The 13,478-nt window shown below is 61.0% G+C and carries 12 protein-coding genes; 5 read left to right on the forward strand and 7 right to left on the reverse strand.

Annotated elements, in window-relative coordinates:
- The first annotated feature begins 80 nt into the window (after positions 1–80).
- Positions 81–881: an alpha/beta hydrolase gene (locus ASC90_RS01750; RefSeq protein ID WP_056534700.1), complete on the forward strand. Its 801-nt coding sequence runs from the start codon at positions 81–83 to the stop codon at positions 879–881.
- A gap of 148 nt (positions 882–1,029) precedes the next feature.
- Complete coding sequence (locus ASC90_RS01755; protein ID WP_056535215.1) at positions 1,030–1,629, forward strand: transglutaminase-like cysteine peptidase; 600 nt, start codon at positions 1,030–1,032, stop codon at positions 1,627–1,629.
- Positions 1,630–1,686: 57 nt separating this feature from the next.
- On the opposite strand, the gene mbfA is transcribed toward ASC90_RS01755, so the two are convergent.
- A complete protein-coding gene (mbfA, locus tag ASC90_RS01760; protein WP_056534702.1) occupies positions 1,687–2,670 on the reverse strand; it encodes an iron exporter MbfA in 984 nt (327 codons plus the stop codon).
- Positions 2,671–2,983: 313 nt separating this feature from the next.
- Here mbfA and ASC90_RS01765 point away from each other — a divergent pair, with 313 nt between their 5' ends.
- Positions 2,984–3,352: a helix-turn-helix transcriptional regulator gene (locus ASC90_RS01765; RefSeq protein WP_056534704.1), complete on the forward strand. Its 369-nt coding sequence runs from the start codon at positions 2,984–2,986 to the stop codon at positions 3,350–3,352.
- 8 nt (positions 3,353–3,360) lie between these two features.
- Here ASC90_RS01765 and ASC90_RS01770 read toward each other — a convergent pair whose 3' ends face one another.
- From ASC90_RS01770 to ASC90_RS01790, 5 genes are all read right to left on the reverse strand, one after another.
- Positions 3,361–3,567: a hypothetical protein gene (locus ASC90_RS01770; RefSeq protein WP_056535217.1), complete on the reverse strand. Its 207-nt coding sequence runs from the start codon at positions 3,565–3,567 to the stop codon at positions 3,361–3,363.
- A gap of 149 nt (positions 3,568–3,716) precedes the next feature.
- Positions 3,717–5,609 carry an adenylate/guanylate cyclase domain-containing protein gene (locus tag ASC90_RS01775; protein ID WP_056535219.1) on the reverse strand — a complete coding sequence of 631 codons (1,893 nt, stop codon included), beginning with the start codon at positions 5,607–5,609 and terminating at the stop codon, positions 3,717–3,719.
- Positions 5,610–5,801: 192 nt separating this feature from the next.
- Positions 5,802–6,923: a molecular chaperone DnaJ gene (gene dnaJ, locus ASC90_RS01780; protein ID WP_056534707.1), complete on the reverse strand. Its 1,122-nt coding sequence runs from the start codon at positions 6,921–6,923 to the stop codon at positions 5,802–5,804.
- Between the two features lie 85 nt (positions 6,924–7,008).
- Positions 7,009–8,928, reverse strand: coding sequence for a molecular chaperone DnaK (dnaK, locus tag ASC90_RS01785; RefSeq protein WP_056534709.1), 1,920 nt, complete (start codon positions 8,926–8,928; stop codon positions 7,009–7,011).
- 236 nt (positions 8,929–9,164) lie between these two features.
- Complete coding sequence (locus ASC90_RS01790; RefSeq protein WP_056534711.1) at positions 9,165–11,516, reverse strand: transglycosylase domain-containing protein; 2,352 nt, start codon at positions 11,514–11,516, stop codon at positions 9,165–9,167.
- A 234-nt stretch (positions 11,517–11,750) separates the two neighbouring features.
- Here ASC90_RS01790 and ASC90_RS01795 point away from each other — a divergent pair, with 234 nt between their 5' ends.
- Complete coding sequence (locus ASC90_RS01795; RefSeq protein ID WP_244480274.1) at positions 11,751–12,080, forward strand: hypothetical protein; 330 nt, start codon at positions 11,751–11,753, stop codon at positions 12,078–12,080.
- Positions 12,081–12,247: 167 nt separating this feature from the next.
- Positions 12,248–12,430, forward strand: coding sequence for a hypothetical protein (locus ASC90_RS01800; RefSeq protein WP_056534714.1), 183 nt, complete (start codon positions 12,248–12,250; stop codon positions 12,428–12,430).
- A 182-nt stretch (positions 12,431–12,612) separates the two neighbouring features.
- Here the strand turns inward: ASC90_RS01800 and ASC90_RS01805 are convergent, their stop codons facing one another.
- Positions 12,613–13,389, reverse strand: a complete 777-nt coding sequence (locus ASC90_RS01805) for an SH3 domain-containing protein (RefSeq protein WP_156392823.1) — start codon at positions 13,387–13,389, stop codon at positions 12,613–12,615.
- Positions 13,390–13,478: the final 89 nt, after the last annotated feature.

Below are 13,478 nucleotides of genomic sequence, written 5' to 3' on the forward strand. Positions count from 1 at the left end.
AACATCCTTTAGCGGAAAAATCACCTGCTGTCAGCCTGTCAAGAATCTGTTTTATAGGCCAAAATAACCGGAGTTCCGCCATGTCCGACGCAAGTCCCGCCGATCATCATCAATTCCTGGCCGTCGGCGAGGGTGAGGCTGCGCGCAAGATCGCCTACATCGTGCGACCGAAATCCGGGAGCGGCGCCGGACCGACGCTGATCTGGCTTTCGGGCTATCGATCCGACATGAGCGGCAGCAAGGCGGTCGAGCTCGACCGGTTCGCCGGAGAAAACGGCCTCGCCTGCATCCGCCTCGATTATTCCGGCCATGGCCTTTCCGGTGGCAGCTTCGCGGACGGGACGATCTCGCGCTGGCTCGAGGAGGCGACGGCGGTCATAGACCATGTCGCGCCGGAGCGGATTCTGGTGGTCGGGTCGTCGATGGGCGGCTGGATTGCACTGCGGCTCGCACAGGAGCTTGCCGGGAGACCGGGCGCACCAAAACTCGACGGGATGGTTCTGATCGCGCCGGCTCCAGACTTCACTTCGGACCTGATAGAGCCGCACCTGACGAAGAAGGAACGCTCGTCGCTGGCCGAACGCGGCTATTTCGAGGAGCGGTCCGCGTACAGTTCGGAACCGAACATCTACACCCGCGCCCTGCTCGAGGATGGTCGGGAAAACAGAGTGTTGAAAGGCATCATCGAAACGGGCTGCCCTGTCCATATCCTGCAGGGGATGAAGGATCCCGATGTTCCGCATCAGCATGCCATGAAGCTGGTCGAGCATCTTCCCGCCGACGATGTGGTGCTGACGCTGGTGCGCGACGGCGATCACCGGCTCTCGCGCCCAGAGGATATCGAGCGGATGCTTGGCGCCGTGCGAGGGCTGATCCGCTAGCTCGGCTTGGCGGGGCTGTGCCAAATGCTAACGGATTTTAACCATAACGACGGGTTGCCGCACCCTCGTTGGAAGTAACGATTGACTCTGCGAGCCTCTCTCCGTTAACTTTTTGTTAACAATGCAGGGCGATGCAAGGAAGAGCGGCGTGCGGATCAAGGGTTTCCTGGTGGCCATGATGGCCATGTTTGCTATGTCGACAGCCGCCACCCCGGCTCCCACCAACAACCTATCGATGGTTACGGGTGCGGCGACCTCCCAACCGATCGGTCACTATGATTTCTGCCAGACTCATCGCGAGGAATGTGGCGCCAATCGCAACGCGTCGGCGGTTGAAATGTCCGTGGCGAAATGGGCGCTCGTCCGCTCCGTCAACGCGACGGTCAACAACACCATCACGCCGATGACCGACAAGGAAATCTACGGCAAGGACGAGGTCTGGGCCTATCCGACCACCGCCGGCGACTGCGAGGATTTTGCGCTGCTGAAGCGCCGCATCCTGATCCAGCGCGGCATCTCGCCGGCCGATCTGCTGCTGACAGTCGTGCGCAAGCCGGATGGCGAAGGCCATGCCGTGTTGACGCTGCGCACCTCGAAGGGCGACTTCATCCTCGACAACCTGGCTTCCAACGTCAAACCATGGTTCGACACCAGCTATTCCTTCATCAAGCGCCAGTCGAGCTACAACGCCGGACGCTGGGTCACCATCGAGAATGGCCGCGACGTTCTGGTCGGCGCCTTGCGCTAAGCCGCATAGCCCGGATCGCAAAGGCCGGCTGAACGCCGGCCTTTTTTGGCTATCGCGTCAGCCGTGGCCGATCAGGATGCCGGCGGCTAGCACGAGCCCGCCTCCGACCACGACCTGGAATGCCGCGCGAAGGAACGGCGTTTCCATGTATCTGTTCTGGATGAAGGCAATCGCCCAGAGTTCGAAGATCGCGATGATGACGGCCAGCGTGGTTGCCGTCCAGAAATCCGGGATCAGGTACGGCAAGGTGTGACCGAGACCGCCGAGCGCGGTCATGATGCCGCAGGAAAAGCCGCGCTTGATCGGCGAACCGCGGCCGGAAATCTTGCCGTCGTCATGCGCCGCTTCGGTGAATCCCATCGAGATGCCCGCGCCGACGGAGGCCGACAGCCCGACGAGGAACGTTTGCCAGGTGTCCTGGGTGGCGAAGGCCGCCGCGAAGATTGGCGCCAGCGTCGAAACCGAACCATCCATCAATCCGGCCAGGCCCGGCTGCACATAGGTAAGCACAAACTGTCGCTTGACTGCCTTGTCCTCGTCGGCCTTCACCTCCTGCGGCATGTGCTTCTCGCCGAGCATGCGGGTGATGTCTTCATGACCCTGCTCCGCGAGTGCGAGGTCGCCGAGCAGTTCCCGTGTCTGTGCGTCGGTGACGCGCCCGGCGGCTTCGATATAGAAGCGATACGCCTGCCTCTCCATTGCTTCGGCTTCTCCCCGGATTCTGTCCAGGGACAGGTTCCGTCGCAGCCAATCTGGTTTTCGTTCGTAGAAGCCTTCGACATGCTCGCGACGAATGAGCGTGATACGCTCTCCGAAGCGCTGGCGATAGAGTGCGATCAGCGACTTGCGATGGGTATCCTCGACCTCGGCCATTTCCTCGAAGACCTTCGCCGAGCCCGGGTAGTCGGCGCGCAACATATCGGCGTAGGCAAGGTAGATGCGGGCGTCGTCCTCTTCGGATGCGATTGCCAGGGCAAGAACCTCCTGTTCGGACAGGGAGGTAAAGGAACGTTTCGACGATCTGAAAATACCTGTCAGCATAATGGCCTCTTTTAGAATTATTCTAAAATAGAAGCCCCGAGCGCCCTGGTCAAGTTCGCGCGCGCATCAAATCGCAAGAGTCCGCGAATCAGCGCGGAAGTAAAATGATGTCTGTCCCGCAAGTGCTTGCCGCGTCTAACTGGTATTAAAAAATACATCGCACGCAACGGTCTATGCGATCACGCAAGACGCATGATTATCACCCCAAAAACGGAGCAAAAGCTGGTTGAAGTTTACAACTAATGGGTTGCGATATTAGGAAAGGCAGGCATAGTACTAGCCGTAATTCGCTTGCTCATAAGGGAACAATAACGTGCCAGATCCAGTGGATATTATTGTCGGTAGAAACGTTCGGACACTCAGGGCCAAACGACGAATATCCCAACTGGAACTGGGAGACGCACTGGGACTGACATTTCAACAGATCCAGAAGTACGAGAAAGGTACCAACCGCGTATCTGCAAGCAAGCTTCACCAGATCGCGGTCTTTCTGGGCGTCGATATTTCGGCGCTGTTCGAAGGCGCCGACACAAGGCAGGGATCATCAAGGCCCGGCCTCAGCCCCGAGGCCTATGAGCTTGCCGTTCACTATGACAAGCTTCGCTCGCCGGCCGGCAAGGAAGCGGTCAAAACCATCCTCACCCTTATGATTGGCGAAACTTACGCGGAAGCCGTAGGCTAGTTGACGTCTCAGTGAAGCTCGCGGGCGTGTAGCGCGCCGAGCAGGTCGTCCTGAGTCTGGTGACCCGCTTCGAACAGATCGATCGCGATGCTTGCCACCGAAAGTCCCTGCTGACTGCGCAGCTTTATGTTGCGCTCGGCGCACCAGGCGTAAAGGGCCCCTGCAAGTACGTCGACATCATCACCCTGGAAAGACAATGCGGCTGTTACCGTCATGGAAATTGCCCTCGGTTTCTGGTTGATCCCCGCGAGCATAGTGGGTGCATTGTGTTCCGTTGCAAAGCGGGATCGCTTGCCGGCGTTAACGCGAAACGACAGCTGCCGCCCGGATGTTTCATTCCGGGACAACCGGTTGCTCGGGGCCGCTATTCCGACGCCACGCGGAAATCGAGTGAGGCCGAACACGCCTCGATGGCGTCCATCAGCTTTTCAAAGCGTGGATGATTTCGGACCGAATCCAGATCCGAATCATGCTTGAACCAGAGGATCTGATAGCAGGACGACTGCGGTAGCAGCGCCTCCAGCATGTCGAGCGCCGCGTCGCATTCGTTGAGCAGAGCATACACGCAGGCGACATTGTACTGGCCGACAATGTCGTCCGGATCGATGTGCTTCGCGCGCTCGACCCACTCCTTCGCGCGCGCGGCATCACCCAGATGCGCCAGTGCAAGTGCGCCGCGATGCGCAGGTCCGGAGTTCTCCGGATGTAACTCCAGGGCACGCTCGGCGCGCTCGACACACACCCGCGCCCAATTTTCCACCTCGTCCGAAAGCCCGAGCGACCGGCAGGCGCTCATCAGGTGAATTGGCGAGAGATAGTCATCTGGGCGTATTTCCGCTGCCCTGGTGAAGAAGACAAGAGCGCTTTCGAATTTCCCCTGCATGAAGAGGAAGCGGGCGTAGTGGAAGTTCGCCTCATAGAGATCCGGCTCGAGCGTCAGGGCCCTTTCGAATTCGGCCAGGGCCTCGGCGTCTCGCCCGTCCTGGTGCAGCGCAAGCCCTCGCGAGGCATGCGCCTCGGCCAGGTTCGGATCAAGCGCCAACGCCCTGGCGCTGAGGCCCAAAATCCCTGACAGCGTATATTCTCCCGCATGCCAATCACGCAGGGCCGATTCGCAATCGGCCATGCCGGCATAGGCCCGGGCATAGTCGGGATCGAGCGCCACGGCGGTCTCGAACATCCGGCGTGCAAGCAGCAGGTACGGTCTGGTCCAGGTGTGGGATAGCTGACGGCCGCGCAGATAATAGGTGTAGGCTTCGACGTTTTGCGTCGGCTCGGTCTCGATCGCCCGCTTTTCTTCCGGCAACAACTTGATCTTGAGCTGGTCGACGATCGCGTGGGTGATCTCGTCCTGAATGGCGAAGATATCGGTCAGGTCGCGGTCGAACCGATCAGCCCACAGGTGGCCGCCGTTCTTCGCATCGATCAACTGCCCGGTGATGCGGACCCGCTGCCCGACCTTGCGCACGCTGCCCTCCAGCACGAAGTCGACACCGAGCTCGGCGGCCACCTGCTTCACCTGCACCGACTTGCCCTTGTAGGTGAAGGCGGTGTTGCGGGCGACCACGTAGAGCCTGGATATCTTCGAAAGATCGGTGATGATGTCCTCGGTGATCCCGTCGGAGAAGTACTCCTGTTCGGGATCGCCGCTCATGTTGGTGAAAGGCAGAACGGCGACAAGCTGCTTGTGCTCGGAGCGGGCTGCACTCAAGGCCGCCTTGTTGACCTTCAGGGGCAAGGCGCGCCGGGGTGAAATCGCATAGACCCTGACCGGTTCCTTGATGTTCTTCAGCCGATGCTCGCCCTTGTCCTCGAAAGACAGGTCGAGGCGGGTGCCGACGTGGTCCCGGACGGACGCGGAAACCACGATACCGCCGGGCTCGGCAATTGCCTCCAGCCGCGCCGCGACGTTCACGCCGTCGCCGAAGATGTCGCCGTCCTCGACGATTACATCCCCGAGATGGATGCCGATGCGGAATTCGATGCGCTTGTCCTCCAGCAAGGACTGGTTTCGCTCGGCCGCCGCCCGCTGCACCTCATCGGCGCATGCAACGGCGTTCACGATGCTGGAGAACTCCACCAGCATGCCGTCGCCGGTCAGCTTGACGATGCGGCCACGATGCTGCGCAATCCTTGGTTCGAGAATCTCCGTACGGCAAAGCTTCGTCGCGGCCAGGGTTCCGGACTCGTCCGAGCCCATCAACCGGCTGTAGCCGACGATATCTGCTGCGAGAATGGCTGCTAGGCGGCGTTCCAAGTGTCCCCCGGCGATCGACAATAACCGATGCGGCTAATTTAACCCTTTATCATCGTCATGTCTCATCCATCGTTAGATGGATTTGATCATAAAGCGAGGATGAATATGAACACTCCACACCGTTTCTGACACAAACGAAAAGGCCCGGAGGAAAACCACCGGGCCTTTTCGCGCAATACTGTCAGTTGCCATTCAATTCTCGAAGAATTCCTTCATGCGGGCGAAAAAGCCCGTCGATTCCGGATTGTTTTCCTTCGACGAGAGTTGGTCGAACTCCTGGAGGAGTTCACGCTGGCGCTTGGTAAGCTTCTGCGGCGTTTCGATCTGGATCTGAATGTAGAGGTCACCTGTCTGCGACGAGCGCAGAACCGGCATGCCCTTGCCCTTCAGCCGGAATTGCTTGCCGGCCTGGGTACCTTCCGGCACCGTCACCCGCGACTTGGTGCTGTCGAGCGTCGCCACGTCGAACGTGCCGCCGAGCGCTGCCGTCGTCATCGAGATCGGGATGGCGCAATACAGGTCCGCTCCGTCCCTCTGATAGAACTCGTGCGGCTTTACCGAGAGGAAGATATAGAGATCGCCAGCCGGACCGCCACGCGTGCCGGCCTCGCCCTCGCCCTGCAGGCGGATGCGGGTGCCGTCCTCGATGCCCGACGGGATATTGACCGACAGCGAACGCTCTTCCGTCACGCGCCCCTGACCGTGGCACTTGGCGCATGGGTCGGGAATGATCGTGCCGCGGCCGTGACAGGTCGGGCAGGTCCGCTCGATCGAGAAGAAGCCTTGCGCCGCGCGAACGCGACCTGAGCCCTGGCAGGTACCGCAGGTCTTCGGCTGGGTGCCTGGCTTGGCGCCCGAGCCGGAACAGACATCGCAGGTGATCGATGTCGGCACGCGGATCTGCGCGGTCTTGCCGGAAAAGGATTCCTCCAGCGAAATTTCCATGTTGTAGCGAAGATCGGCGCCGCGTTCGCGTCCGCCCGACGAGCGCTGCCGCTGGCGGCCACCGCCCATCATCTCGCCGAAGATGTCCTCGAAAATGTCGGAGAAGCCACCGCCGCCGCCACCGCCACCACCCATGCCGCCATGCTCGAAGGCAGCGTGGCCGTAACGGTCGTAGGCAGCCCGCTTCTGCGGGTCCTTCAGCGTCTCGTAGGCTTCGTTGATTTCCTTGAACTTGTGCTCGGCGTTCGCGTCGTCCGGATTCTTGTCCGGATGGTATTTCATTGCCAGCTTGCGGAAAGCGCTTTTCAGCTCTTTTTCGTCCGCCGTCTTGGCGACACCCAGCGTTTCGTAAAAATCGGCTTTTGCCATTAAGGATTAGACCCCGGAAATGGATTTCCGGCTGCCATGGTGTGCAGCCGGAATGTCAGTTTCAAGCTTGACCGTCCCGTCCCGCTTACGCGGACTTCTTGCGATCGTCGTCCTTGACTTCTTCGTAGTCGGCATCGACGACATTGTCGTCGCCGCCGGCTTCAGCGGAGGCATCGGCCGAACCGGCTTCCGCCTGCTGGGCTTCATAGATTGCCTGACCGAGCTTCATGGACACTTCCATCAGGGTCTGGGTCTTCGTCTTGATGTCTTCAGCGTCCGGCTCGGAAGCCTCGGTTGCAGACTTCAGCGCTGCGATCGCATCCGAAATCGCGGTGCGGTCGGCTTCGGTGACCTTGTCGCCGTAATCCTTCAGCGACTTCTCGCTGGAGTGAACGAGGCTTTCCGCCTGGTTCTTGGCTTCGACACCTTCGCGACGCTTCTTGTCGGATTCGGCATTAGCCTCGGCGTCCTTGACCATCTTCTCGATGTCCGCGTCGGAGAGACCACCAGAGGCCTGGATACGGATCTGCTGTTCCTTGCCGGTGCCCTTGTCCTTGGCCGAAACCTGGACGATGCCGTTGGCGTCGATATCGAAGGTGACTTCGATCTGCGGCATGCCACGCGGTGCCGGCGGCAGGCCGACGAGGTCGAACTGGCCGAGCAGCTTGTTGTCGGCAGCCATTTCGCGTTCGCCCTGCGAAACGCGGATGGTGACGGCCTGCTGGTTGTCGTCGGCGGTCGAGAAGGTCTGCGACTTCTTCGTCGGGATCGTGGTGTTACGCTCGATCAGACGGGTGAAGACGCCGCCCAGCGTTTCGATGCCGAGAGACAGCGGCGTGACGTCGAGAAGCAGAACGTCCTTGACGTCGCCCTGGAGAACGCCGGCCTGGATAGCCGCGCCGAGTGCGACGACTTCATCCGGGTTGACGCCCTTGTGCGGCTCCTTGCCGAACAGCTGCTTGACGACTTCCTGAACCTTCGGCATGCGGCTCATGCCACCGACGAGAACGACTTCGTCGATCTCGGCTGGCGTTACGCCGGCATCCTTGAGGGCTGCCTTGCATGGTGCGATGGTGCGCTGGACGAGATCGTCTACCAGGCTTTCGAGCTTGGCGCGGGTCAGCTTCAGCGTCAGGTGCTTCGGACCGGTTGCATCGGCCGTGATGAACGGCAGGTTGATTTCGGTCTGCTGTGCGGAGGACAGTTCGATCTTCGCCTTTTCAGCAGCTTCCTTGAGGCGCTGCAGAGCGAGCTTGTCGCCCTTGAGGTCGATGCCGTTGTCCTTCTTGAACTCGCCGACGAGGTATTCGACCAGACGCATGTCGAAGTCTTCACCGCCGAGGAAGGTGTCGCCGTTGGTGGACTTCACTTCGAAGACGCCGTCGCCGATTTCGAGGATCGAGATATCGAAGGTACCGCCGCCCAAGTCGTAAACGGCGATGGTCTTCCCGTCTTTCTTGTCGAGACCATAGGCAAGCGCCGCCGCCGTCGGCTCGTTGATGATCCGGAGAACTTCGAGGCCAGCGATCTTGCCGGCATCCTTGGTTGCCTGGCGCTGTGCGTCGTTAAAGTATGCGGGAACAGTGATGACGGCCTTTTCGACCTTCTCACCGAGGTAGGATTCTGCGGTTTCCTTCATCTTCTGAAGGATCATCGCGGAAATCTGTGCAGGAGAATAGCCGGTGCCGCGAGCCTTGACCCAAGCGTCGCCGTTATCACCCTTGGTGATCTCGAAAGGAACGAGGGCCTTGTCCTTTTCAACCGTCGGATCGTCGTAGCGGCGGCCGATGAGGCGCTTCACTGCGAACAGCGTGTCCGTGGGGTTGGTGACTGCCTGGCGCTTGGCCGGCTGACCGACGAGGCGTTCGCCATCTTCGGAAAATGCGACGATCGAAGGCGTCGTGCGCGCACCTTCGGCGTTCTCAATGACCTTTGCGTCCTTGCCGTCCATGACAGCGACGCAGGAATTTGTCGTTCCGAGGTCGATACCAATTACTTTTGCCATGTCATTCTCTCCTTGAAGCAAGCTGTCGGAACCCCGAGAAGGCATTTCCCTGACAGCCCCTTACGGGATTGGTCTTTAAGATTAACGCAATCGTGATTGCGGTGATGCGGCGTATATAAGGAGCGGTTTTCGCGACTGCAAGGCGGGAAATAGCCTGAAAACCGGCAAAACGAGGCTACAACCATTAAATTTTTCAAGCGCCTTAGTGCGGCGTTTTTTGTTGCCGCGATGTTTGGCTAGTGCCCCATAATCAAGTCGAGCAATGTTGTCCGTTTCGGCCTTGCCGAGGAAGACGGTTGAGGCTCGCCGATATCGCCCGGCGGAAGCGCGTCGCCATAGCCGTAGCGACCGTCCTCAGCGACATCGGCCGGAGGAACGGGACCGCCGTTGACCGGTGCAAGGCGCTGGCGTCCGGGCTGGCCGGGCGCCTGTGGATATCGATCCTGCGCATCCCTCGAGTTGCCGCCGAATACGCCGGAAATGATGCTGCCGATCGTGGTCTGCTCCTCAACCGGCGACGCCATGCCGGGCTCGGTCGACGCCATCGGCTGGTCGCCGAAAGCCGGATTGCCGGGGTCGGCGATGAACTGGCCATTGCCGAACAGCGGCGCCGGAGAAAGACCCTTGTGGGCGGCAGTCATGAACTCCTGCCATGCCTTGGCCGGGAGGCCGCCACCCGTCACCTTCTTCATCGGCTTGCCGTCGTCGTTGCCGAACCAGACACCGGTTGTCAGGTTGCTGGTGAAGCCGACGAACAATGCGTCGCGCGAGTTCTGGGTGGTTCCGGTCTTGCCGGCGGCCTGCCAGCCCGCAAGCTTGGCGCTCCTGCCGGTACCCTTGTCGATGACGCCCATCATCATCGTGTTCATGTTGGCGGCTATCGTTTCGGACAGCACCCGGGGCGGATTGTCGTAGGTGTTTTCGTAGAGCACCTTGCTGCCATCTGCCGTCGTCACGCGCCGAATCACATGCGGCGTCGCCTTGTAGCCGCCGTTCATGAAGGCGGCATAGGCGCCGGTCAGTTCCATCAGTGACACTTCCGAGGTGCCGAGTGCGATCGAGGCGTTGGGCTGCAGCTCCGATTCGATGCCGAGGCGGTGCGCGAGCTTGATGACCTGATCCGGCCCGTCATACATCACCAGCTGGGCGGCGACGGTGTTCAGCGACTTCGAAAGTGCCGTCGCTAGCGTGACCTCGCCATTGTATTTCTTCTCGTAATTCTCCGGCGTCCAGTCGCCGATTCGGATCGGCGCATCGTTGAAAACCGAGAACGGCGTCAGGCCCTTCTCCAGGCCCGCGGCATAGACGAACGGCTTGAAGGACGACCCCGGCTGGCGCTTGGCCGTGACCGCACGGTTGAACTGGCTGTCGGCATAGTCCCGCCCGCCGACGAGAGCGCGAATGGCGCCGGTCCCGTCCAGGGAGACGAGGGCCGCCTGCGATGCGTCGAGCTTCGCACCGTCCTTGCCAAGGACATCGTTCAGCGCCTGTTCGGCGCGTTTTTCCAGCGTCTTGTCGATCGTGGTATCAACGACGATGTCTTCCTTGACGTCGCCGATCAGGGCGGGAAGCTGGTCCATCACCATATCGGCCACATAGTGCCCGGCACCCGACCAGTAACGCTTCGCCTTGGCCGGCGTCTGCGACATCGCCGTCTTCACCTCGTCGTCGGAAATATAGCCCTGCTCGCGCATGGTCTGCAGCACCACCTGAGCACGGGCATTGGCGGCCTGCGGATCACGGGCCGGCGAAAGGCGCGAGGGTGCCTTGACCAGACCCGCAAGCAGCGCTGCCTCGCCGAGATTCACGTCGCGCGCGGATTTGTTGAAATAGCGCCGCGAGGCGGCCTCGACGCCATAGGCATTGGAGCCGAAGAAGACGCGGTTCAGGTACATCGCAAGGATCTGCTCCTTGGTGTATTTCTGCTCCAGCCACAGCGCCAGCAGGACTTCCTGCACCTTGCGCTCCAGCGTGCGGTCCGGCGAAAGGAAGAGATTCTTGGCAAGCTGCTGGGTGAGCGTCGAACCGCCCTGGACCATGTGGCCGGTCGTCACGTTGGTGACGAAGGCACGGGCGAGACCCAAGGGATCGACGCCGAAATGCGAGTAGAAGCGCCGGTCTTCGATCGCGACGATCGCTTCGGGGATGTAAGGCGACATGTCTTCCAGCGCGAGCGCTTCGCCGCCGGTCGTGCCGCGATTGGCGACAACGCTGCCGTCGACGGCGGTGATCTTGACGTTCGGCGGACGGTCCGGAATGGCCCAGGTGCTGGCGCTCGGCATGCGCGAGCCATAGTAAATGACGAGACCGGCAACACCGATGCCCACCCAGATGCCGAGCACGATGCACCAATAGACGATCCTGCGCAGAAAGCCGAAGAGGCCACCGCCTTCGCGGTCGCGGCTCCCCCCGCGCTTGCGTTTCTGAGCTGTCCGTGACCGGGACGATTTCGGCGCCGAGCGTTTTGCCGGCCTGCCGCCGGCTACGCGGTCATCAGCGTCGAGAGAAAAATCATCATCGTCGTCGCGGCTGTCACGGCCGCTAAAGGACGGTTCAATTCTGTCGCGTGATCTGCCTCTGGCTGCCATCTAGGATTGGTCGCACCCCATATTTGCGTCGCGCACCCGCTGTCGCGGAAACCGTCATTTCCCGGACGGTTCTCCACCCGGTTGAACTGTAAATGAGGCGATTTAAGGGGTGGTTAAGAACCGGTTACAGGCGATTTCAGCCGCCCTGATAATGCCCAGATTGGTTCAGCTACCGTTCACCCGCGAGGCTCTCTAATCCGCATGCAAGGGACTTGCAGAACAGAGGTGCAGAGAATGCGCAATACAATGATTGCAACGGCGATCGCCATTTTTGGATTTGGCATTTCGGTCGCCGAAGCGATGCCGATCGCTCCGATCGGAACGCCCGTGGAGAAGAATACGGTGCTGGTCGACTATGCTTGCGGCCGTGGCTTCCACATTTCACCATGGGTAATTGCCGACCCAACTGGCGCGGCCCGCCGCCACGGCGGTACGGATGGGGTGACCGTGGGCCGCCGCGCCACGGCTGGCGCTACGAGCGCTCCTACGGATGGGATAACCATCCGCCGCGGTGGGACCGGCGTGGAGGGAATGACAACTGGCGTTGATTCGTCAGGGATCTGAAAATGCAATCAAGCCCGGCGCAAAAGCGGCCCGGGCTTGATTTTTAGGCGGCTCCGAGCCCTGCCGTTTTAGCATGGCTGCCATTCGTTGCCAGCGTCACAAATCTGACATATAGCGAGCCGACTTGCGCCTAAGATTAGCGCATCACGCGCACTACGTAGGCATTCATGAGCAAAGATCTTAAGCAAATCGACGAATTCAGGCTGCGCGAAGTCTGGAGCGTGCAAGAGTTCGCGCTCCAGTACCGGCTGACCAAGATGGAAGAGAGCCGGCTGAAGATGCTGCACGGCCCGTTCGCCGAGATGCGTGATCTGCTTGTCGGCCGGGAACGCACCGTTTCTCTCTGGTAGGCCGGGAACCATTTGCGGTCTGTTCGATTTACCTCGTAGCGGAACGCAGTTTCAGGTTCCGCTAGGGATCGGCCGTCTCCCCTCAAACGTGCCGGTCGTAAATAGGCCCGGCGTCTCTTTCAGAGCGCCGGGCTTTTCCATGTTCGAAGAAAAGGGCGGCCTTGGCGACCGCCCTTCGAATGTCACCGGTTGTTGCCGCAGGCTGCATCACCCGGCGCGCACGGTGGCCTGCGCCGATCGCCACCACGACGATCCTGATTCGCATCATTGCTGCGCTGCGGCGGCCGCTGAACATCGGGACGATTGCGGTCGCGATTGAAATCCGGTCGCCGATTGTCGTCCGGACGGCCCTGCATGTCGGGACGGCGACCGGGCTCGCGGCCAGGATCGGGGCGTTGACCCGGTTGGGCGCCGAGATCAGGACGTCGGTCCGGCCCGCGGCCACCTTCCGGCCCACGATCGGGACCACGGTCGAACCCGGGCCGCCCGCCTGTATCGGGCTGCGGGCGTGCGGGGCCGCGATCAAATTCCGGCCCCCGATAAGGCCGGCCGACAGCCGGGCGGTCGTAGGCTGGATTGCGGCGCCAGCGATCCCGCTCGCGATAGAAATCGCGATTGCGATAGTAGCGATCCCAGTAGTTGCCTACACTGAAGACCACGGTCGGGATGCCGAGCGGGCGATAGTAGTCCGGCCCGACATAGACCCGGCGCTGCTGGTAAAGCGCCTGCACGTAGCGGCCGGCGACCCAGCCACGGCCGCCGTAGAACTCGACATCGCACCACGGCACATCGGCGAGGCATCCGTGAATCTCGACCGACTCTCCCGCCGGGATGACAGTAACCGCCGGGTACTGCGTGCTCGGCCCGGCGCGCATGTTGACATTGGCGGTGGCAAAGCCCTCGGCGGCCTGCGCCATGGCCGGCGCGAGCAGAAGTGCCGCGGCCGCGGCGATTGTCATCAGTGTGGTTTTCACGCTTGAACTCCCTGGATGAGGCGTCGGATCGGGCGCACGAGTTTGTCGGGCACGCTCCGGTCAGACATTGCCGA

The organism is Rhizobium sp. Root1220 (genome assembly GCF_001426265.1).
Classification (GTDB): Bacteria; Pseudomonadota; Alphaproteobacteria; order Rhizobiales; family Rhizobiaceae; genus Rhizobium.

What these genes read in the sequence shown, in the direction of transcription:
- ASC90_RS01750 (WP_056534700.1), top strand. Translation starts at nt 81, where the DNA reads ATGTCCGACGCAAGTCCCGCCGATCATCATCAATTCCTGGCCGTCGGC.
- mbfA (WP_056534702.1), bottom strand. Translation starts at nt 2,670, where the DNA reads ATGCTGACAGGTATTTTCAGATCGTCGAAACGTTCCTTTACCTCCCTG.
- ASC90_RS01770 (WP_056535217.1), bottom strand. Translation starts at nt 3,567, where the DNA reads ATGACGGTAACAGCCGCATTGTCTTTCCAGGGTGATGATGTCGACGTA.
- dnaJ (WP_056534707.1), bottom strand. Translation starts at nt 6,923, where the DNA reads ATGGCAAAAGCCGATTTTTACGAAACGCTGGGTGTCGCCAAGACGGCG.
- dnaK (WP_056534709.1), bottom strand. Translation starts at nt 8,928, where the DNA reads ATGGCAAAAGTAATTGGTATCGACCTCGGAACGACAAATTCCTGCGTC.
- ASC90_RS01790 (WP_056534711.1), bottom strand. Translation starts at nt 11,516, where the DNA reads ATGGCAGCCAGAGGCAGATCACGCGACAGAATTGAACCGTCCTTTAGC.
- ASC90_RS01795 (WP_244480274.1), top strand. Translation starts at nt 11,751, where the DNA reads ATGCGCAATACAATGATTGCAACGGCGATCGCCATTTTTGGATTTGGC.
- ASC90_RS01800 (WP_056534714.1), top strand. Translation starts at nt 12,248, where the DNA reads ATGAGCAAAGATCTTAAGCAAATCGACGAATTCAGGCTGCGCGAAGTC.
- ASC90_RS01805 (WP_156392823.1), bottom strand. Translation starts at nt 13,389, where the DNA reads ATGACAATCGCCGCGGCCGCGGCACTTCTGCTCGCGCCGGCCATGGCG.